The following is a 20,497-nucleotide window of genomic DNA, read 5'->3' as shown; positions in this document are numbered from 1 at the left end:
CGTTCACCTGATGAACGCAGCCGACTCAGGCGTTGTGCTCCAGCGAGCGTCGCGATCCTCGTGGATGCGGCGCGCGGCGAGCAGATCGCCTGAGTTGCGGGCGGGTGCGCGCGACTCGCAGGGCGCACGGCGCACGGCGCACGGCGCACGGCGCACGGCGCACGGCGCAGGACGCAGGACGCAGGAACTACGCGAACCCGTCCGTCAGCACCGGCGCCCCGGCGCGCTGCCGCTCCACGAACAGCACGATCGCCGCGGCCACCGACCGTCGAGACTCCCCGCCGAGCACGTCGTGCCCGCCGCCGTGGACGACGCGCACGACGCCGAACGGCAGCTGGGTCGCCCAACTGGCCGCGTCGGCGATGTCGGTCACGGCGTCGCGATCGCCGTGGAAGACCAGCGTCGGCTGGCGGACGGAGCGGGCGGCCGGCAGGGCGATGCCGTCCGGGAGCTCGACGCCCCGCGACGACGCGGTCACGACGTTCGCCAGCACGAGGGCCTCGATGCCGATGGGACGCGACGCGGCGAGGCCCGCTGCGAGGGTCGCACCGACTCCGGAGCCCACCAGAACGCGCGGCAGGTCGTTGGCCGTGTCGTCGAAGGCCCGGACGACCGCGGCCCGCGCGGACTCGATATCGGGCGTGACGTCAGGAAGCGTCTCGACCCGGAACCCGGCGAGCGCCAGGGCGTCGACGACATGCCCGAGGTCGCCGCCCGGGTCGCCGCCGCCGAGGACGACGACGGTTCCGCGGGTCGATGAAGTCACCTGACGATCATCCGACGCCCGGGGGTGGGCCCGCGCAACGTGACGAAACGTGACGCTAGTACTGCCCCTTCTTGGAGCAGGTCTTCTGCGCGGCGGTCTGCCCCGTGACCGACGGCGGCAGAGTGACCGACGCGGAGGGAGCCGTGGTCTTCGCGGGCGTGGAGGCCGGTGGCGTCGTGGCTGGCGAGGTCGATCCGGGAGACGCGGGCGTCGATGGAGGCGAGGTGGCCCCCGTCGACGGCGTGCTCGACGGGTCGGTCTCGGCGGCGTCTCCGGTCGTGCCCGTCAGGACGATCGGCCGGTCGGCGATGAGCGCCTGATTCAGCTGCCCGGCCGCGTACGCGTTCGGCACGACGCGGTTGCTGTCGTCGGGGTCCTCCCCGACCGGGTACTGCACGAAGACCATGTTCGACAGGCCCACCGTCTGCACGGCCTGGACGATTCCGATCAGCGTCTTCACGTTGAGCGTGTCGGAGAGGAGCATGTTCTTCGAGGCCGCCGAGGCGATCGCGAACAGCTTGAAGGGGTTCGCGTACGTCGAGGAGCTCGTGAGCTGGCGAGCCAGCGACGACATGAAGACCTGCTGGTTGCTGATGCGGCCGAGGTCGCTTCCGTCTCCCACTCCGTGGCGACTGCGCAGGAACGACAGGGCCTCGTCGCCGACCACGGTCTGCTCGCCTGCTTTGAGGTCGAGCGGCGGATCGACGTTGTCGTCCTGAATCGGCGTCGCGAGGCAGACGGTGACGCCTCCGATCGCGGTGGAGATCGCGCTGGTGCCGGCGAAAGTGACGCTCGCCGCATAGGGGATGTCGAGCCCGGTCAGCTGCTCGATCGTCAGGACGGCGCAGGCGAGACCGTGCCGGTCGTCGCCGCCGCGGCTGAGGGCCGTGTTCAGCATCGCCTTGCTGCTCGAGTACGAGTAGCCGCCTGAGGCTGTCGGGCAGGACGGAATCGGGATCATCAGGTCGCGGGGGAAGCTCACGACGGAGATGCTCGAGTGGTCCTTCGAGATGTGCAGCAGGATGTTGACGTCGTTGTTGCCGGCGCCCGTACTGGCGTCCTGATTCGCGGAGTCGGAGTAGTCCTGGCCCTGCCCGGTCCGGGTGTCGGTGCCGATGAGAAGCATGTTGACCTCGCCGACGGTCTGCCCGGCCGGCGCCTCGGGCGGAGGCTCGGCCGTGTGCCCCGGGAGGTGGGGGATGTGGACGGGCGGCGCAGCGGTGGTCACGACATCATGGGCCGCGTAGGCGACGACGCAGGCGGATGAGACGAGCCCCACGGCGACCACGACGGCGACCAGGCGCAGCAGCGACGCGACGGGATGCGGCCGCCTGAGCTGACCGTGCTTGACCTGCGCGACCTTGCCGCCCTGCGCGACCTTGCTCTCCTGCGCCATCCCGCTCCCTGCGTCGGCCGGCGCCTCAGCAGCTCGCCGGGCGCATGACATCGCCTGGCGGCCGCCGTCGCCGGTGATTCCACAGGCTAAGCGACGGGTGGGAGTTTTCTGCGGAAGGACGCCCGCCGGCCGGGCGTGTCCGCCGGTGCAGACCGTTGTGACGGGCTAGCGAACCTTGGCGAGGAGCTGAGTCGAGCACGCCTCGGCGGCGACCCACGAGAGCATCGCGCACTTCACGCGCATGACGAACTTCGAGACGCCCTGGAAGGCGACCGCGTCGCCGAGAAGGTCTTCGTCGGGTTCGCCCGCGCCCTTCGAACGCATCATGCCCCGGAACGCCTCGGTGCGCTCGGCCAGCTCAGCGAGGGTGAGGCCGGGCGCGATGTCGGCGAGGACCGATGCCGACGCCATGGAGATGGAGCAGCCGTCGCCCTGCCACGCGAGTTCGCGGATGGTGTCGGTGCCGGGCTCCATCACGACCCGGACGGTGATCTCGTCACCGCACGTGGGGTTGCGTTCATAGTGCTCCGCGTCGGCACCCGGCAGCTCGCGATCGCCGGTCCGTGCCTTGGCGTGGTCGAGGATCACCTGCTGATAGAGGCCTGCGAGTGCGTCGGACATCACTCGGCTCCGAAGTAGGCGCGGACCTCGGAGACGCCCTGCACCAGGCGGTCGATCTCGTCGTCGGTCGAGTAGAGGTAGGTCGAGGCGCGCGTAGTCGCTGTCAGCCCGAGCCGGCGATGCAGCGGCTGCGCGCAGTGGTGGCCTACGCGCACCGCGATCCCCTGCGCGTCGAGGAACTGCCCGACGTCATGGGCGTGGACACCGGCCACGTCGAAGCTCGCCAGACCGGCACGCGCGACGCCCGAAGCGGGGCCGACGACGCGGACACCGGGCAGGGCACCGAGCTCGTCGACCAGACGCTGGCCGAGGCGCGCCTCGTGCTCGTCGATGGCTTCGAGCCCGACGCGCTCCAGGTAGCGGACCGCCTCGGCGAGTGCGATGGACTGGGAAACCGGCTGCGTGCCGGCCTCGAACCGCGCGGGTGATGGCAGAAAGCTCGACGACTCCATGGTCACGGTCGTGATCATCGAGCCGCCGGTGCGGAACGGCGGCAAGGCGTCGAGCAGCTCCTCACGCCCCCAGAGCACGCCTATGCCGGTCGGGCCGAGCATCTTGTGCGCCGAGAAGGCGGCGAAGTCGACGCCGAGGCCGACCAGGTCGAGCGCGCGATGCGGAGCCGACTGGCAGGCGTCGAGCACGACGAGGGCACCCACGCCGTGCGCGAGCTCGGCGAGCTCGGCGACGGGAGCGACGTGTCCGGTGACATTCGAGACGTGCGCGAAGGCGAAGACCCGGGTGCGATCGGTCAGGGCCGCAGCCGCGTCGTCGATCGACCAGGTGCCGTCGTCGTGCACGGGCACGTAGCGGAACGTCGCGCCGGTGCGAGCTGCGAGTTCCTGCCAGGGGACGAGGTTGGCGTGATGCTCGGCCTCGGTGACGAGGATCTCGTCGCCGGGAGCCAGGACGAAGCGGCTCGCCTCAGGTCCGCCGCGACCCAGAGTCGCGTTGCCCATGCCGTAGGCGACGAGGTTGAGCGCGTCGGTGGCGTTCGACGTCCAGACGATCTCGTCGCTCGACCGGGCGCCGACGAAGCGAGCGACAGTCTCGCGAGCCTCTTCGTACGCCTCGGTCGCCAAGGCGGCCAGGGTATGAGCGCCGCGGTGGACTGCGGCGTTCGTCGTCTCGAGGAACCGCCTCTCGACATCCAGCACCGCCGACGGCCGTTGCGCGGTCGCGCCCGAATCGAGGTACGCGAGCGGTTCGCCGTTGACCTCCTGCTGGAGGCCGGGGAAGTCGGCGCGGTAGCGACTGAGCGAGCCGACGGAAGACGAGGAGGTGCTGATCACACCTTCAACGATTGCATACTCGGCTGAGTCGGGCGAGGGTTCTCCACAGGCCGCGACCACGAAGCCGGCTCGAACCGCTTCTTGACCTTCAGGAAGGGGCGCTCGATGGCGAAGTGGCTTCCGACGGCCACTGCGCACGACGCTCCCAGCAGCAGGAACTTGCCACCCAGTCCGTGCACGTACGGCTCGAGCAGCGCCAGGACGATCATGTGCCACAGGTACAGCGAGTACGAGACGTTGCGGCCGAACCAGGCCATGGGACGCCAGGAGAGGAGTGCTCCGACGGGCGTCGTGCGCGACCCCTGGCTGACCCCGGCGACGAGGAGGGTCGTCGCCAGACCGGCGGCCGGCAGAGTGAGGGCGAATGTTCCTGCGTCCTGTTTCCAGTCGTCGGGCATCAGGAAGAGGACTGCCAGGATGCCGGCGAACCCGAGGCTCGACGAGATCATCGACATGCGGCCGGAGAAGAAGGTGCAGACCCGCTCGTGAGTGAGGGCGAGCGCCAGCACGCAGCCCATCATCAGCGGGGCGAGGTTCGAGACCGGGCTGAAGTAGATGTCGGGAGTGGCGATGCCGGACGGGGCGTCGTAGAACACCGCGGCGAGGGTGCACGACACGACGACGGCGCCGGCGCCGATCCAGGCGACGGTGCGGCGGCGGATGCCCCGCGACAGCATCAGGAGCAGGATCGGCGGCCATACGAGGTAGAACTGCTCCTCCATCGCGAGGCTCCAGCCGGGGGCGAAGACGCCCTGCGACACGTGGCCGAAGGCGCGCATGAAGTTGCCCGTGTAGGTGAGCGCGATGAGGGCGCCGCTGGCGGCGCCCACGTCGGAGTAGCCGTAGTCGCCGACCAGGAACCACAGCGAGACACCGACGACGACTACGACGAGAAGAGTCGGATACAGGCGCAGGATGCGGCGCACCCAGAAGCGGCCCAGGTTGATGGTCGCCGACTTGCGGTGCTCGTCGAGCAGAAGCGACGTGATCAGGAAACCCGAGAGCACGAAGAAGACGTTGACGCCGACGAAGCCGCCGGAGAACCCGGGCACGTGCAGGTGGTAGAGCACCACTGCGAGGATCGCGAGGGTGCGGAGTCCGTCGAGCGGAAGGATTCGGGCGGGACTTCGGGTGGAGGGCGCCATTAGGACAGTGAACTCCCTGGTCGTAAGTGCTTGCTGAGTCCGTCCCCCGACCGGGCTCAGTCGAGGGGCTTCGCCGGGACGCCGCCGACGGTCGCCCCCGGAGCCACATCGGCCGTCACGACGGCCCCGGCGCCGACGCGTGCGCCCGAGCCGACCGTGACCGGCCCGAGGATCGCGGCCCCCGCTCCGATCATGACGCCATCGCCGACGGTCGGGTGCCGACGGGCTGACCCGGAGATGCCCCGACCACCGAGAGTGACCCCGTGGTACATCAGCACGTCATCGCCGATGACAGCCGTCTCGCCGATCACGACGCCCATGCCGTGGTCGATGAAGAGGCGGTCGCCGATCGACGCGCCCGGATGGATCTCGATGCCGGTGAGCCATCGTGCCGTCTGCGACCCCAGTCGGGCAGCGAAGCGGGCACCCGGGAAGGGGCGCTCGCGCCACAGTCTCGACGTCAACCGGTAGGCCCAGACGGCGTGCAGCCCCGAGTAGACGATGACGATCTCGGCCGTGCCGCGCGCCGCAGGGTCGCCGCGCCGGACGGCACGGACGTCGTCGCGCAGGCGCGCGATCAGCCGCACCCCTAGTCCGTCAGGTCGCTGAACAGCACCGTCGAGAGGTAGCGCTCACCGGTGTCGCAGACGATCGCGACGATGCGCTTGCCAGCGTTCTCAGGACGCTGCGCGATCTCGAGGGCCGCGTGCATGATCGCTCCCGACGAGATGCCGCTGAGGATTCCCTCTTCGCTGGCGAGCTCACGCGCCACGCGGAGGGCGTCGTCGAGCTCGACCGGGAAGACCTCGTCGTAGACGCTGGTGTCGAGCACCTCGGGCACGAAGTTCGCGCCGATGCCGGCGATCTTGTGCGGGCCGGCCTTGCCCTGCGAGAGCAGGGGCGAGTCGGCGGGCTCGACCGCGACGATCTGGACGCCGGGGACCTTCTCCTTGAGAACCTGGCCGACACCCGTGATCGTGCCGCCTGTTCCGACGCCGGCGATGAAGATGTCGACCTTGCCGTCGGTGTCGCGGAGGATCTCCTGCGCCGTCGTGGTGCGGTGGATCTCGGCGTTGGCGAGCGTCTCGAACTGGTGCGCCAGCACGGCACCGGGGGTCTCGGCGACGATCTGCTCGGCTCGGTCGTGTGCGCCGCGCATGCCCTCGCCACCCGGCGTGAGCACGATCTCGGCACCGAACGCCCGCATCAGCACGCGTCGTTCGACGCTCATCGTCTCGGGCATCGTGATGACCACCCGGTAGCCGCGCGCAGCGCCGACGAGCGCCAGGGCGATTCCGGTGTTGCCGCTCGTGCCCTCGACGATCGTTCCGCCGGCGGTCAGCTCGCCCGAGGCCTCAGCCGCGTCGACGATGGCGACGCCGAGACGGTCTTTGACGCTGCTGCCCGGGTTGTAGAACTCGAGCTTGCCGAGGATCTCGGCCCGCTCGGAGCCGCCGAGCTTGTTGATTCGAACCAGGGGGGTGTTGCCGAAGGCCTTGGTGATGTCACCGAAGATCTTCGGGGTTACTGCGATTGCGTCTGACGCTGTCGTCGGGGTCACTGTCGTCTCGTTTCGTCGCGATTGCGGGGCGAGACGATTCTAGGCTCGGGCGCCGATTCGCCGCCGGAGTTCTCAACAGACCACGGGCGCAGGAACTCGCAGCCCGCCGTCGGGGCCCGCCGTGCCGGCGACGCGGCCCTACAGGGTCGCGAGCGATGCGACCTGGATGTCGAGGTCGATGATGAGCGAGAGCTGCCGCCCGCCCGTCAGGGAGCGGAACTCGTACTGCCGGTCGCCGATCTCCTGCGGCTCGGCCCAGGCGAGCGCGAGGCGGCTGCGGTGGTCGAGCGGCGTGTGGATCGCGAGCCAGCGGATGATCGCGGCGCGCTCGTCGCGGACGGCCTTGCTGCGGATGGCACGGCGGCGGCTGATCACGGCGGCGATGGCGGTGAAGACGACGCCGAGGATGATCGCGGCGAGCTTGACGTTGCCCTCGAGCGGAAGCAGCGTGGCGATGACGATCGACTGGACCGCGGTGAGAAGAAGGGTGGAGTCGAGCATGGAGTAGCGGCGCATGGGCACGCCTCGCCCGTTGCCGGCCTTGAGGCACGACGACGGCAGCTCGATCTCGCGCAGCGCGTCGGCTGCCGAAGGATTGACGATGGTCACGATGGAACTCCCCTGGGCCCGCCCGTCGGGCCCACGTTTATGTTCCCGGGTGCAACCAACCCCGGGGAGTCCCCCGTCCGGGGCATCGTGCCCCCAATTCACGGGGTTCCCGGGCGCGTCGCTTGCTAGCCTGCCCGCATGGCCACCCCCGAATTCGTCCTTGCCCTCCGCGAGAAGATCGGGACCGCGCCGCTCTGGCTCACCGGCGTGACCGCCGTCGTCGTGCGCGACCTGGACGGGTCGCCGCGGACTTCATCGGCTTCGGCTTCGGCTTCGGCGGAGATCCTGCTGGTGAAGCGGAGCGACACGGGTGCGTGGACACCCGTGACCGGCATCATCGATCCCGGAGAGCAGCCCGCCGCAGCCGCTGCTCGCGAAGTGCTCGAGGAGGCCGACCTCGTCGTCGTGCCCGTCCGGCTCGCTCGAATCGGCGTCACCGACGAGATCACGTATCCCAACGGCGACCGCGCCCAGTACATCGACCACACCTTCGTCTGCCGCTATGTCTCGGGCGACCCCCGGCCGGCCGACGGCGAGAACACCGAGGCGAGGTGGTTCGCCGCGGATGCGATGCCGACCATGAGCGCCGACATGACGGAGCGCGTCACCGCAGCGCTGACGGGTCGCCCGGAAGCGGCGTTCTCGGTCTGAGCGGGGTGAGTGCCCCGAGTTCCTGCGCTTCTCTCGTCTCAGGGCGTCGCCGTCACGTCGTGCAGGTGATGAATCGGGTCGTGGACGAAGTAGAGGGCGAGAGATTCGACCGTGAACCCGCTGCCGTCGGAGCGCAGCCCCGTGCGCGGCAGCTGCTCGGGGCGCACGGCCTCGAACGCGTCGGCGATTCTCGCTGCCGACGCGAGCAGCTCGTCGGCGACCACGGTCGGTTCTTGCGACGCGTAGTCGTCGGTGACGGCGGTGGCATCTTGGTCCCAGTCGGGGAACGTCGGGGCGTCGTCGTCGAGCATGAGCTGAAGGCGCGTCGAGAAGACGCGGAAGACGTCGCGGACGTGCGCGCCGTACTCGAGAGGCGACCACGTCGCGTCGTCGGGTCGGTCTCGCGCGTCGGGCTCTGCGAGGCGTGGCCGCCACGCGGCGGCGTTCTCTCGCACGAGACGCGGCACGTCGTCGAACGCCGTCGCGCTGGAGTCGTAGCCGCAGTCGGCGCACGGCCTCTCGAGGACCCAGGTCCAGTTCTTCGTGTCGGGGGTGATCGCCATGCGACGACAGTAGGGGTGCCCGCCGACATCCGCGCCTGCTCGGACTGCCACGCATCGTCGAACCACCGCCAGTCGCGCTAGCGTTGAGGGGTGGTGAGATCCAAGTCCAAGCGCGCCCGCCTCGCGGCGGAGACCGTCGACCCCGCAGAGGTCGAGGGCGCCGTCGCCGACGGTCTGCTCATCGCGAAGTCGGCGGCCACGATCGCCGTCGCGAACCGGATCATCGTGAGCGCGCTCCGCGAGCAGGAGTCGTTCGACGTCGTCGAGACAGCCGTCGCCGTGCGCGACGAGCTGGCGCACCTCGCCGAGGAGCAGGTGGAGCTCGCCGGCCGCATGGTCGACACGCGGGCCAAGGCTCTCAAGTCGAGCGGACGCTCGCGCCACCAGTTCGACTACCGTGCCGACGACAACACTGCACTCGCCTCGCGGCAGACCATCTACACGACGATCGCCTCGCGTCTCGAGACCCTGGCGGCCGATGACGCCTACGTCGACGAGATCGTCCTCGCCGCGCGAGACCGAGCCTGGAACGACATCGGCGGAGCCATCATGAGCCACGTCACCAGCGTCGTCGTGCCGGACGTCGGCTACGGCGAGGGGCGAGACGAGCGAGTCAAGCTGCTGCTGGACATCGACCTCGCCACCCTCGCGGCGAGTGCATCGGGCAAGGCCCGTTCGTGAACTCTCTGTAACTCTCTGAGGATTTCCCGCGAATCAGGGAATGATTGCGGTGACTGCACGCTTGGAGTCCGAGTGTCGGTGGCTCCCCGTAGCCTCGCGACTGCGTCCAACGGTGAACGCCTCTTCTTTTCTCCCTCCCGTTTTCACGACCGTCAGGATGCAATGACCTCGACCACCTCTGCCGCGACCGCGGCACCGAACTCGTCGCCGGCACCCGCTGCCCGCGACCACAAGTGGATCATCCTGGCCATCGTCGGGCTGGCTCAGCTGATGGTCGTTCTCGATGCCACCATCGTGAACATCGCTCTCCCTTCGGCGCAGGCCGACCTGGGTTTCTCGAACGACAACCGCCAGTGGATTGTCACGGCCTACTCGCTCGCGTTCGGCAGCCTCCTCCTGCTCGGCGGCCGCCTCTCGGACATCTTCGGTCGCCGCACGACCTTCATCATCGGGCTCGTCGGCTTCGCCGGTGCTTCCGTCCTGGGCGGGGCCGCCGACTCGTTCGGCGCTCTCGTCGCCGCTCGTGCTCTGCAGGGCGTGTTCGGCGCGCTGCTCGCCCCGTCCGCACTCGGCGTCATGACGACGAGCTTCACCGAGCCCAAGGAGCGCAGCAAGGCGTTCGCCATCTTCGGCGCCATCGCCGGTTCGGGAGCGGCCGTCGGCCTCCTCCTTGGCGGTGTGCTCACCGAGTACACCTCCTGGCGCTTCTGCCTCTTCGTCAACGTGGTCTTCGCAGTCCTCGCCCTCGTCGGCGCGATCGTGTTCCTGAAGGCGCGCGGCGTCGTCGCTCACAAGCCCAAGGTCGATGTCCCCGGCGTCGTCACGGTCACGGCCGGGCTCGTCGGAATCGTCTACGGCTTCTCGAACGCCGAGACCAGCTCGTGGAGCGACCCGGTCACGATCGCCTGCCTCGCGGCCGGCGTCGTCCTCCTGATCGCGTTCGTCCTGATTCAGCAGCGCGTCAAGCACCCCCTGCTCCCGCTCCGGGTCATCCTGAACCGCGACCGCGGCGGCGCGTACCTCACAGTCGGCCTCGCCGGAATCGGCATGTTCGCCGTGTTCCTGTTCCTGACCTACTACATGGAGCAGACGCTGAACTTCTCGTCGCTCAAGACCGGCGTGGCGTTCCTCCCGATGCCGCTGTCGATCATGTTCAGCGCCACCTTGTTCGGCAGCCGCCTGCTGCCGCGCGTCGGGCCGCGTCTGCTGATCTTCGTCGGCGCCCTCATCGCCGCCGGCGGCCTCGCACTCTTGACGCGGATCGGCCTCGATTCCAGCTACGCGGGCGTCGTCCTTCCCGGCCTCATCGTCATGGGCCTCGGAATGGGCCTGATCTTCTCGTCGGCCATGAACACCGCCACCTCGGGCGTCGCTCGCGAGGACGCCGGCGTGGCCTCGGCCACCGTCAACACGGCGCAGCAGATCGGCGGCTCCATCGGAACGGCGCTCCTCTCGACCCTCAGCGCGAACGCCATCACGTCCTACCTCGACGACCACGGTCGCACCCCGACCGACATCGCCAACGCGACGCTCTCCGGGTACCACCTTGCCTTCTGGATCGCGACGGGCGTCTTCCTGATCATCGCGCTCATCGGCGGACTCCTGATCCGCCCCCACGGCGTCCGTCAGGCCGAGGTCGCTGCCGCCAGCGAGCACAGTGGCAGCGACGTGCCGGTCGCCGCGCACTAGCGCTCACCGCAGTACGGAACGGCCCCGGGCTTGGTGCCCGGGGCCGTTCTGCGTGTCGTGCCCGGGGCCGTTCCGCGTGTGCGGGTGGCGGCGGCCTGGTCGTGAGGGGCGGCGGCGGTCGCGGTGGGCCCCGGCTGCGTCGATGCCGAAGCCGAAGCCGACGTCGACGTCGACGTCGACGTGAGGGCCCGCGCTTGCGGCGAAAGTGCAACTTTTGTCGCCCCGGGGAACGTTTTTCGACAAAAAGTGCACTCTGGGCGAGGTGGAAGCTCGGCTCCGCGTGTGACGCGGTTGCCGGCCCGCGCCGTCAGGCGCCGGCCCGCGCCTCGGCGACGAGGGCCGCTGTGTCCTCCTCCAGCAGGTCGAAGTTGGCCCGCGCCCCCGCGAGGACGCCACCCGCGGCGGCGGCGACCACCTGCTGGGAAGGGTCCGTCACGTTCCCCGCGGCCCACACCCCGGCGACCGAGGTGCCCTGCGCCGCGTCGACCTCGATCCGCGTCCCAGCACCCATCGGCACGGGCGCGAGGTCGAGCCCGAGGTCGGCGACGAACCCGGCTCGGGCGACGGCGGTCGGCATGACTGCGGCGGCCCGAGCGTCGACGACGTTCCCACTGACGAGTCGCAGGCCAGTGAGCGCATCGCCGTCGACACGGATTGACTCGATCGGGCCGCCCTCGACGACGCGGACGCCTCGCGCGGCGAGCCGCTCTCGGTCGTCGGGGCCAGGCGCCGCCGACGGGTCGTGCACCACGAGGGTCACGTCAGGCGACCACTGCGAGAAGAGGAGCGCCTGGTGCGTGGCGAACGTGTTGACGCCGATGACGGCGATCGGCAGGTCGCGGACCTCCCAGCCGTGGCAGTACGGACAATGGATGACGTCGCGGCCGAAGCGGGCGTCGAGGCCCGCGACCTCAGGAAGCTCGTCCGTGATTCCCGTGGTGACCACGAGGCGACGGGCGCGCAGCGTCAGCATTCCTGAGTCGGCCGACGCAACTCGGCGTGCCCCCGCACCATCGCCCGAACCGGGACCGCTCCCAGCACCGGCGACGCCGCCCGCACCCGCACCCGCACGACCCGCAGCTGACGCCACCACATCCACCTCGAACCCCCGCGCCACATCGCCACGCGCCGCGACCACGACCCCCTCGCGAACGATGCCGCCGTACGACTCGACCTCGGCGCGACCCGCGGCCACGAGGTCGAGCGGAGTCATCCCGTCGCGGGTGAGGAAATTGTGGACGCCCTCTGCACGGGCGTTGCGCGGCTCACCCGAATCGACGACGAGGACGCGTCGGCGCGCTCGGGCAAGCGTCAGCGCGGAACTCAGGCCGGCTGCACCTCCGCCGATGACGATGACGTCGTAGGGGTTCGCATCTCCGGACACGGCTTGGACTGAATCGATCATGGCTCATCCTCAGTCGACACGAGTCCGGACGGCAACTAACCTTGCCGATATGGCAAACCTCGACCCCACGCGCGCGGTGCTCGACGCCGTCGGCACCCGCCTCCGAGCCCTCCGTCAGCAGCGCGACGTGACCCTCGCCGAGCTGTCGGCCGAGACCGGGATCTCGGTGAGCACGCTCTCGCGGCTGGAGTCGGGCGGTCGCAAGCCGACTCTCGAGCTCCTCCTCCCCCTCGCCCGAGCGCACGGCGTCCCGCTCGACGATCTGGTCGGCGCACCGCAGACCGGCGACCCGCGCATTCATATCAAGCCGGTCCGCCGGCACGGCCAGACGATCCTGCCGCTGTCGCGCGGCGCGTCAGGCGTTCAGGTCTTCAAGCACTTGTTCGCCGAAAGCACGGACGGCACCCGAAGCGCTGACGACCGCAACCCCACTCCGCGCACGCACGAGGGCCACGAGTGGGTCTACGTGATCCGCGGTCGCCTGCGGCTGATCGTCGGCGACCGCGACATGGTCCTGGAGTCAGGCGAGGCGGCCGAGTTCGACACCACGACGCCCCACTGGTTCGGCCGCGCCGACCAGCGCGCCGTCGAATTCCTGAGCCTGTTCGGGCGGCAGGGGGAGCGGATGCACGTGCGGAGCTGACCCGGTGGCCGCGTATCCTGACACTGGCGCAACGGTGCGCCCCGAATCGACCGGGTGCCGCCTGATCTGACGACTGCCCCGAGTTCCTGCATCACCTTCGACCGCACCCGAAAGACGCCATGATCACGCCTGCCCTCGACCGCCCGATCGGCGTGCTCGACGTCCTGAAGAACCCGCGCCTGCTCACCCGCGAGGCGCTGGCGGGCATCGTCACGACGCTCGCGCTCGTTCCCGAGGTGATCTCGTTCTCGGTCGTCGCCGGAGTGGACCCGCTGGTCAGCCTCGTGGCGTCGATCGTCCTGACTCTGGTGATGACCGTGCTCGGCGGCCGACCGGGAGTCGTGACGGCCGCCGCCGGGTCGGTCGCGCTCGTGATCGCGCCTCTGGTTCACGAGCACGGGGTCAAGTACGTGCTGCCGACGGTCGTTCTGGCAGGAGTCGTGCAGATCGTCTTCGGCACCGCGGGGCTCGCGCGTCTGATGCGCTTCATCCCCCGCAGCGTCATGATCGGCTTCGTCAACGCGCTCGGCATCCTGATCTTCGTCGCGCAGGTGCGGCACGTCATCGACGTGCCGTGGCTGGCCTACGTGCTGTTCGCCCTGACGCTCGCGGTGATCCTGATACTGCCGCGCTTCACGAAGGCCGTGCCGGCGCCGCTCGTCGCGATCGTGCTGGTGACGGCGATTGTCATCTTCGGCGGTGCCGACGTGCCGAACGTGGGCGACGAAGGACCCCTCAGCGGAGGCCTTCCCGGCCTGACGCAGCTGCTCGTTCCGCTGAACCTGACGACGCTGTCGATCATCTGGCCGACCGCCATCAGCGTGGCGTTCGTCGGCCTGATGGAGACCCTCCTGACGGCGAAGCTCGTCGACGACCTGACCGAGACTCGCTCCCACAAGGGCAAGGAGTCGTGGGCGCTCGGCGTCGCGAACATCGCGGCGGGGTTCTACGGAGGCATCGCCGGCTGCGCCATGATCGGCCAGACCATCCTGAACGTGAAGACCGGCGGCGCCCGGACGCGAGTGTCGACGGCGGTGGCCGGGCTGTTCCTGCTCGCGCTCGTCACGGGTCTGGCGGGGGTCATGGCGCAGATCCCCATGGTGGCTCTGGCCGCGGTCATGATGATCGTGGCCATCACGACGGTCGACTGGCACAGCGTGAAGCCGTCGACCCTACGCCGCATGCCCGTCCCCGAGACAATCGTCATGGTCGTGACCGTCGTGGTGGTGGTGGTGTCGAACAACCTCGCGCTCGGAGTGCTCGTCGGCGTCGTGCTCGCGATGGTCTTGTTCGCGCGCCGAGTCGCGCACGTCATTCAGGTGGATCGCGCTTCCGTGGGCGAGGCCGTGCGATACGCCGTGTCAGGACCCTTGTTCTTCGGCTCGTCCAACGACCTCGTCGAGCGGTTCGCCTACGCCGAAGATCCTGAGAACGTCACGATCGACCTCACCGCCGCCCAGGTATGGGATGCCTCGACCGTCGCCGCTCTCGACTCGATCGAGACGAAGTACGCCGCGCTCGGCAAGACCGTAGCGATCGAGGGCCTCGACGAGAGGTCGCAGGCGTTCCATGGCCGCCTGACGGGCAGGCTCGGCGGCTAGCGCGGAGCGCGGAGTTCCTGCGCCCGTGCACTGATCAGGGCGCAGGAACTCGGCGCCTCGCCTCCCGACGCACGTCGCGATTCAGGAGAACTGCACCGCGCCCGCCGCGGACTCGGCGATCGCACGCTCTGCCCGCCCAGATCACCTGAGTCCGCACCGCGCACGACGAACGCGGCCCCGCCACCCGAACCTCTCGCAAGTCCGGGCGGCGGGGCCGCGAGTCGTGGGTGGCTTACGCCTGGGGCGAACCGGAGGCCGCGGCCGACACGGGGCTCTCGGCCTCGGCGGGGGCAGCGGCAGGCGACTGGGCCGACGAGCCGGCGGGGGCATCCTGCGACGAGACCTCGACGCCGTGGAACGTCTTCAGGATCTCGACGGTGTCCGCGACCTCGGCGTCACGCGCGTCATCGGTCCAGCCGAGCGAGCTCTGCAGGATTCCAGCGATCTCAGCGAGGACCTCGTGGGTCACGCCGCCCACGAACGCGAGGTTCGTGCGGCGCAGGATGACGTCGACCAGGTGGACGGCGTCCTCGTGCTCGGCGAAGTAGGCGATCTCGGCCTCGGTGAAGTCGGCATCGCTCGCGAGGGCCTCGGACGGCTGGTCGAGGAGCGTCTGGATGACCTCTTCGGCGCGCGTTCCGTAACGGGTCAGGAGGCGGTCGACCTGAGCGCGATCCAGGCCGCCCTGGTGCTCGGTGATCCACTTGGCGCGGTCGCCGGGCAGCGTCGGGAAGTCCTTGCCGCCGCCGATGGGCATGCCCGCGGTGTCGACGGTGCGTCCGACGCCGAGGCGCGTGGTGGCCTCGGTCGAGAGGTGCGCCGAGAGGGCGCGGAAGGTGGTCCACTTGCCGCCGACGAGCGACAGCACCTTCGACTTCGGCAGCGAGGCGACGTCGGTCTCGACGATGCGGTAGTCGCGCGACACGAAGCCGGCGGCGAGGTCGTCGTGCTTCGGCAGCGGGCGCACGCCCGAGTAGCGGTAGACGATGTCGTCGCGCGTGATCGTGATCTTCGGGAAGACGTGCTTCACGAGGTCGAAGAAGTAGTCGACCTCCTCCTCGGTGCAGACTGCGGGCTGGCTCATGTCGGCCTCGAGGTCGGTCGTCCCGATCAGGACGCGGCCCTTGAGCGGGTAGATCAGGACGATGCGGCCGTCGTTGTTCTCGAAGAACAGCTCGCGGCCGTTGGTGGCCTTGAGGAGCTCGGGGTGGTCGACGACGATGTGCGAGCCCTTGGTGCCGCCCATGAACTGCGACGTCGCGCCGAAGACCTCGTTGGTGAGGTCGGTCCAGGGCCCGGAGGCGTTGACGACGACATCGGCGGTGACGACGAACTCCGTGCCCGACACGACGTCGCGCAGGAGCACGCCGCCGTCCTGAGCGCCGACCGCTTCGACGTAGTTCGCGCTGCGGGAGGTGGCTCCGGCGGCGCCGCGGTTGCCGGCGGCGAGGCCGTCCTTCAGGACGTCGAGGGCGAGACGCTCGGGCTCGTGCACGGAGGCGTCGTAGTAGGTGCCGGTGTACTTGAGGTTCTTGTTCAGGGCGGGCATATCGCGGAGGGCCGCAGACCGCGTCAGGAACTTGTGACGCGGGACGGTGCCGCCGTCACGCGAGAAGGAGTCGTACAGGGTCATGCCGACCTTGATCAGGACGGCGCCGCGCTCCTTGGTGGAACGCTGCTTGTGCGTGAGCATGCGCAGGGGCGCGTTCATCAGACCGGAGAACGTCGAGAAGATCGGCATCGTGGTCTGAAGCGGCTTGACGTAGTGGGGTGCGATCTTCAGGAGGCCGTTGCGCTCCTCGACCGACTCGCGGACGAGACGGAACTCGCCGTTCTCGAGGTAGCGGATGCCGCCGTGGATCATGTGGCTCGACGCGGCCGAAGCGCCCGACGCGTAGTCGTTGCGCTCGACGAGCACGACGTCGACGCCCTGCAGCGCCAGGTCGCGGAACGTCGCGATTCCGTTGATGCCGCCGCCGATGATCAGGACCTGGGCCGACGGCCGATCCACGATTCGCGACACGTTGGCGCGGAGCTTGCCCGCTTCTGTCTTCTTCGACTCGGTCACTGGCTCTGTCCTCTTCGATCTCAGTGGAACTGGTGATGCTGAACACAGCCATACTTGACGTGTGCGCGCGAGTGGTCAAGGCCTGTGCACATACGTGCAGACGGAGGCACTCATGACTCTTCCTGATTCAACCGCGTCAGACCGCACTCAGGACGCCTTGCGCGCATCGCATCTCTACTATCTCCAGGACCTCACGATGGAGGCGATCGCTCGCGAGCTCGGGACGTCGCGATCGTCCGTGTCGCGCCTCCTGAGTTTCGCGCGGGAGACCGGCCTCGTCGACATCCAGATCAAGTCGCCGCTCGATCAGGCGACCGTCGTGAGCGACGCCCTGCACCGTCGATACAACGTCGTCGCCCACGTCGTGCCGATCCCCGACCAGACCACCGACGTCGATCGGCTCGACCGCGTAGCCCTGTCGGCTGCACGAATTCTCACGCCGTTCGTCGACTCGAACATGGTCGTCGGCATCGCCTGGGGCTCGACGGTCAGCGCGATCAGCCGCTACCTCGTGCCCAAGTCGACGCACGGCTCGATGATCGTGCAGCTGAACGGCGCTGCCAACACCCGCACGACCGGCATCGTCTACGCAAGTGAGATCCTGCGCCGGTTCGGAGACGCGTTCGGTGCGCAGGTGCAGCAGTTCCCCGTGCCGGCGTTCTTCGACGACCCCGACACGAAGCTCGCCCTCTGGCGTGAGCGCAGCACCAAGCGGGTGCTCGAGCTTCAGGAGTCGATGGACGTCGTGCTGTTCGGCATCGGAGCCCCGTCGGCCCTCGTGCCGAGCCACGTCTACTCCGGCGGCTACCTGGAGGATGCCGACCACGAGAGCCTGCGGCGCGACGGCGTCGTGGGCGACGTGGCGACCGTCTTCCTGAGGGAGGACGGCTCGTCGAGCGACATCGAGCTGAACAAGCGCGCGTCGGGTCCTGAGTTCGCAACGATCCGCCGGGCGCCGCGCCGCGTCTGCGTGGTCGCCGGCACGTCGAAGGTGCCGGGTATTCGCGGGGCTCTCGCGGCTGGCCTCGTCACCGACCTGATCATCGACGAGAGCACGGCGCGGGCGCTGCTCGGCGCCTGAGGAGCACTGACTGCCTGAGAGGCCCCAAGGGGCCGAGAAGCACTGAGAGCCTGAGCAGCACCAGAGCCCGGGGCGCAGGAACTCGCACCCGCCGCCCGCCCCGAACTCAGGAGGCCCGCACCGCCTCGCCCTGCCACGCGTCGACGCGCCACCCTCCGTCAGGAGACCCCGACAGCTCGATCACCCCGGCGTTGTCGAGCGAGTGGGCGACCGAGAACGCCGGGTCGAGGTTCGTCGCGCGGCCGCCGAGCCAGACGCGGATCGATCCGGCGTGCGACACCACGACCGCCGTCGAGACGTCGTCGTGCCTCTCGGCGATCGCGGCGAGCGCGCCGTCGAACCGGCCGAGGAAGTGCGATCCGTCGTGGGCCCCCGGGACCGTCGCCGCGAGGTCGCCCTCGGCCCATCGGCGGATCGGCGCAAGGTAGGCGGTCATCGAGTCGGTGTCGTTCGTGCCCTCGAAGTCGCCGGCCTCGATCTCGTGCACGCCGTCGACGACCTCGATCTCCAGCCCCCGGGCGCGGCCGAGGGGCGCGGCCGTCTGCGCCGTGCGCTGCAGCGACGAGACGTAGATGCCGGCGATCGACTCGTGCGCCAGGCGATCGACGAGCGCCTCGGCCTGCGCGCGGCCGAGCTCAGTCAGCTCGGGGCCGGGGGCGGCGGTCGAGAGGATGCCGCCGGCGTTGGCCGTGGTCTGAGCGTGCCGAATCAGGAGAATTCTCACCCCCTCAGCGTAGGGCCGGGCATCGGCGACGGGTGCCGTGCAGATGCCCTGAATAAGCAAGGTCCGGCCGCTTCCACGCATTGCATGCATCGTTGCATGCAACGTATGCTCGTCCCGTGACAGCGACCCCTCCCGACACGAGCGCCGCCGAGCGCGCGTACATCGACACCAAACGCCGAATCATCCGCGGCGACCTGCCCGGCGGCTCCTCCCTGAGCGAGATCACCGTCTGCCAGGAGCTCGGGCTCAGCCGCACGCCCGTGCACGAGGCGTTCCTCCGCCTCGCCGCGGAGGAGCTCCTGACGCTCGAGTCGCGCAAGGGCGCCGTCGTCCGGCCGATGTCGCCGAGCGAGGCCGACGACGTCGTCGAGATGCGCGAGGCCGTCGAGGCGGCGGCCGCCCGGCGCGCCGTCGCCTCCGACGCGACCGAGCTCGTAGCCGTGCTCAGGACTCTCCTGACGATGCAGCGCGAGGCCCTCTCGTCCGGAGACACCGACGCCTTCCTCGAAGCCGACGACGCTTTCCACACCGCCGTCGTGCTGGCGAGCCGCAATCCGATCGCCGCGCACTTCTCCCGCCTCCTGCACGACCGAGCCCATCGCCTCCGTCATCACCTCACCCGTGTGCGTCCTGATCACCTCGCGGTCACACTCCACGATCACGAGGCGCTGGCCGATGCCGTCGAGCGGCGCGACGCCGATGCCTACGCAGCGGTCCTCACCCGCCACGTCGGCATCCTGAGGGGCCTGCTGTGAGCGCGGTCGACACCGGCTCGGTCCGCGCGACGACGGTCGCGGGCGCAGGAACCGCGAAGCCCCGCACGTGGCTTCTCCTCTGGGGCGCCGTCTTCGTCTCGTCGTGGGGCGGCAACCAGTTCAGCCCCCTCCTCCTGATGTACGAAGACCGGCAGCACTACAGCTCCGTGCTCGTGAACGCGTTCCTGGGCGTGTACGTGCTCGGGCTGGCGCCGGCGCTCCTGATCGCCGGTTCGCTGTCGGACCGCCACGGCCGCAAGCCGCTGATGCTGGCGGGGCTGGTGTCCGCCGTCGTCGGGAGCGGGCTGCTGGCCTGCGGGCCGATGGGTCCCGAGTTCCTGCTGATCGGTCGCCTCTTCTCAGGAGCGACGGTCGGCGTCGCCATGGCCGTCGGAAACAGCTGGATCAAGGAGCTCTCGCAGGGCCGCTTCGACCCCACGGCCGACCGTGCCGCTGGTGCTCGCCGCGCGTCGCTCGCCTTCACGCTGGGCTCAGGCGCCGGTGCCCTCGTTGCAGGCCTGATCGCGCAGTGGGGGCCGATTCCTGAGGTGCTGCCCTTCCTGATTCACATCATGGTGACCCTGCCGTTCATCCTCGTGGTGCTGCGGGCTCCTGAGACGCAGTCGGGCAGCGGCCTCGCCGGACCGTGGTGGAAGCAGCTCACGGTGCCATCGGCCAAGCACCGCCGCTTCGTGCGCGTCGTCGCGATCTCGTGCCCATGGATCTTCGCCGGCGCGGCCATCGGCTACGGCTATCTGCCGACGCAGCTCCGTGGGGCGACCGGATCGTGGGGTCTCGTGTTCGCGACTGCCGCGACCGTCGTGGCGCTCGGTGTCTCGTCGGCGTTCCAGCCGCTCGCGCGCCGTGTCCACTCGACGGCCAGCGCTCGCGGCCTGGCGACGATGGTCGCGTTCATCGGGGTCGGGCTCGTGATCGTCATCGCCGCGATCGCCACCCAGTCGATCTGGGTCGGCCTCGCTGCTGACGTCGTGATCGGCTTCGGCATGGGCATCGGCCTGGTGTCCGGGCTTCAGGAAGTGCAGACGATCGCAGGGACTCGCGACCTCGCCGGCCTGACCGGCGTCTTCTACGCAATCGCCTACGCCGGCTTCCTCGCCCCGGCCGTCATCGCGGCACTCGCCTCCGCGGTGCCCGTGCTGACCATCCTGACGGTGGCCGTCGGGCTGGCGCTGGCGTCGTTCGTGCTCGTGCTGGTGTCGTCGCGGAAGCACCTGCCGCTGGCCTGAGC

Annotated in this window: 20 protein-coding genes; 8 read left to right on the top strand and 12 right to left on the bottom strand. The window is 69.6% G+C overall.

Features of this window, described 5'->3' with window-relative positions; all coding sequences use genetic code 11:
* Positions 1–187 precede the first annotated feature (187 nt).
* From AC07TY_RS07225 to AC07TY_RS07190, 8 genes are all read right to left on the bottom strand, one after another.
* Positions 188–766 carry an alpha/beta hydrolase gene (locus AC07TY_RS07225; protein ID WP_123505401.1) on the bottom strand — a complete coding sequence of 193 codons (579 nt, stop codon included), beginning with the start codon at positions 764–766 and terminating at the stop codon, positions 188–190.
* Positions 767–821: 55 nt separating this feature from the next.
* Entirely contained in the window at positions 822–2,162 is a 1,341-nt protein-coding gene (locus tag AC07TY_RS07220) for an LCP family protein (RefSeq protein ID WP_494784849.1), read from the bottom strand.
* 165 nt (positions 2,163–2,327) lie between these two features.
* The gene (sufU, locus tag AC07TY_RS07215; RefSeq protein ID WP_494784848.1) at positions 2,328–2,783 is read right to left on the bottom strand and encodes a Fe-S cluster assembly sulfur transfer protein SufU; all 456 of its coding nucleotides are present in this window, start codon (positions 2,781–2,783) and stop codon (positions 2,328–2,330) included.
* Positions 2,783–4,069 carry a SufS family cysteine desulfurase gene (locus tag AC07TY_RS07210; protein ID WP_494785047.1) on the bottom strand — a complete coding sequence of 429 codons (1,287 nt, stop codon included), beginning with the start codon at positions 4,067–4,069 and terminating at the stop codon, positions 2,783–2,785. The genes sufU and AC07TY_RS07210 overlap by 1 nt, the downstream gene beginning before the upstream one ends.
* Positions 4,069–5,217: an acyltransferase family protein gene (locus AC07TY_RS07205; RefSeq protein WP_494784847.1), complete on the bottom strand. Its 1,149-nt coding sequence runs from the start codon at positions 5,215–5,217 to the stop codon at positions 4,069–4,071. Before AC07TY_RS07205 ends, AC07TY_RS07210 begins: the two co-directional genes overlap by 1 nt.
* A gap of 56 nt (positions 5,218–5,273) precedes the next feature.
* The gene (cysE, locus tag AC07TY_RS07200) at positions 5,274–5,804 is read right to left on the bottom strand and encodes a serine O-acetyltransferase (RefSeq protein WP_123505405.1); all 531 of its coding nucleotides are present in this window, start codon (positions 5,802–5,804) and stop codon (positions 5,274–5,276) included.
* A gap of 2 nt (positions 5,805–5,806) precedes the next feature.
* Positions 5,807–6,778 (bottom strand): cysteine synthase A, encoded by a 972-nt coding sequence (cysK, locus tag AC07TY_RS07195; RefSeq protein ID WP_494784846.1) that lies wholly within the window; start codon positions 6,776–6,778, stop codon positions 5,807–5,809.
* 138 nt (positions 6,779–6,916) lie between these two features.
* Positions 6,917–7,387 carry a hypothetical protein gene (locus tag AC07TY_RS07190; protein ID WP_123505406.1) on the bottom strand — a complete coding sequence of 157 codons (471 nt, stop codon included), beginning with the start codon at positions 7,385–7,387 and terminating at the stop codon, positions 6,917–6,919.
* A 138-nt stretch (positions 7,388–7,525) separates the two neighbouring features.
* Between AC07TY_RS07190 and AC07TY_RS07185 the strand changes: the two genes are divergently transcribed.
* Positions 7,526–8,038, top strand: a complete 513-nt coding sequence (locus tag AC07TY_RS07185; RefSeq protein ID WP_494784845.1) for an NUDIX hydrolase — start codon at positions 7,526–7,528, stop codon at positions 8,036–8,038.
* 38 nt (positions 8,039–8,076) lie between these two features.
* Here AC07TY_RS07185 and AC07TY_RS07180 read toward each other — a convergent pair whose 3' ends face one another.
* Entirely contained in the window at positions 8,077–8,601 is a 525-nt protein-coding gene (locus tag AC07TY_RS07180) for a DinB family protein (protein WP_494784844.1), read from the bottom strand.
* A gap of 90 nt (positions 8,602–8,691) precedes the next feature.
* On the opposite strand from AC07TY_RS07180, the gene AC07TY_RS07175 reads away from it, so the two are divergent.
* Together AC07TY_RS07175 and AC07TY_RS07170 are read left to right on the top strand one after the other, a co-directional pair.
* Positions 8,692–9,282 carry a hypothetical protein gene (locus AC07TY_RS07175; RefSeq protein WP_488624640.1) on the top strand — a complete coding sequence of 197 codons (591 nt, stop codon included), beginning with the start codon at positions 8,692–8,694 and terminating at the stop codon, positions 9,280–9,282.
* Between the two features lie 162 nt (positions 9,283–9,444).
* On the top strand, positions 9,445–10,971 hold the full coding sequence (locus AC07TY_RS07170) for an MFS transporter (protein WP_494784843.1): 1,527 nt from the start codon (positions 9,445–9,447) through the stop codon (positions 10,969–10,971).
* Between the two features lie 307 nt (positions 10,972–11,278).
* Here AC07TY_RS07170 and AC07TY_RS07165 read toward each other — a convergent pair whose 3' ends face one another.
* Entirely contained in the window at positions 11,279–12,376 is a 1,098-nt protein-coding gene (locus AC07TY_RS07165) for an NAD(P)/FAD-dependent oxidoreductase (protein ID WP_494784842.1), read from the bottom strand.
* Positions 12,377–12,425: 49 nt separating this feature from the next.
* Between AC07TY_RS07165 and AC07TY_RS07160 the strand changes: the two genes are divergently transcribed.
* Both AC07TY_RS07160 and AC07TY_RS07155 read left to right on the top strand, forming a co-directional pair.
* Positions 12,426–13,019 (top strand): helix-turn-helix domain-containing protein, encoded by a 594-nt coding sequence (locus tag AC07TY_RS07160; RefSeq protein WP_494784841.1) that lies wholly within the window; start codon positions 12,426–12,428, stop codon positions 13,017–13,019.
* A 119-nt stretch (positions 13,020–13,138) separates the two neighbouring features.
* On the top strand, positions 13,139–14,620 hold the full coding sequence (locus AC07TY_RS07155; protein ID WP_494784840.1) for a SulP family inorganic anion transporter: 1,482 nt from the start codon (positions 13,139–13,141) through the stop codon (positions 14,618–14,620).
* Between the two features lie 232 nt (positions 14,621–14,852).
* Here the strand turns inward: AC07TY_RS07155 and AC07TY_RS07150 are convergent, their stop codons facing one another.
* A complete protein-coding gene (locus AC07TY_RS07150) occupies positions 14,853–16,688 on the bottom strand; it encodes a glycerol-3-phosphate dehydrogenase/oxidase (RefSeq protein ID WP_494784839.1) in 1,836 nt (611 codons plus the stop codon).
* A gap of 112 nt (positions 16,689–16,800) precedes the next feature.
* On the opposite strand from AC07TY_RS07150, the gene AC07TY_RS07145 reads away from it, so the two are divergent.
* A complete protein-coding gene (locus AC07TY_RS07145) occupies positions 16,801–17,769 on the top strand; it encodes a sugar-binding transcriptional regulator (RefSeq protein ID WP_123505415.1) in 969 nt (322 codons plus the stop codon).
* Between the two features lie 106 nt (positions 17,770–17,875).
* On the opposite strand, the gene AC07TY_RS07140 is transcribed toward AC07TY_RS07145, so the two are convergent.
* Positions 17,876–18,493, bottom strand: coding sequence for a histidine phosphatase family protein (locus AC07TY_RS07140; RefSeq protein ID WP_494784838.1), 618 nt, complete (start codon positions 18,491–18,493; stop codon positions 17,876–17,878).
* A 116-nt stretch (positions 18,494–18,609) separates the two neighbouring features.
* Here AC07TY_RS07140 and AC07TY_RS07135 point away from each other — a divergent pair, with 116 nt between their 5' ends.
* A complete protein-coding gene (locus AC07TY_RS07135; protein ID WP_494784837.1) occupies positions 18,610–19,248 on the top strand; it encodes a GntR family transcriptional regulator in 639 nt (212 codons plus the stop codon).
* Entirely contained in the window at positions 19,245–20,495 is a 1,251-nt protein-coding gene (locus tag AC07TY_RS07130; protein ID WP_494784836.1) for an MFS transporter, read from the top strand. The genes AC07TY_RS07135 and AC07TY_RS07130 overlap by 4 nt, the downstream gene beginning before the upstream one ends.
* Positions 20,496–20,497 lie beyond the last annotated feature (2 nt).

The organism is Frondihabitans sp. GW821-FHT04F02, assembly GCF_059420045.1.
Note: the sequence above shows the minus strand (reverse complement) of the source record. Positions and strands in the feature narration are given on the sequence as shown.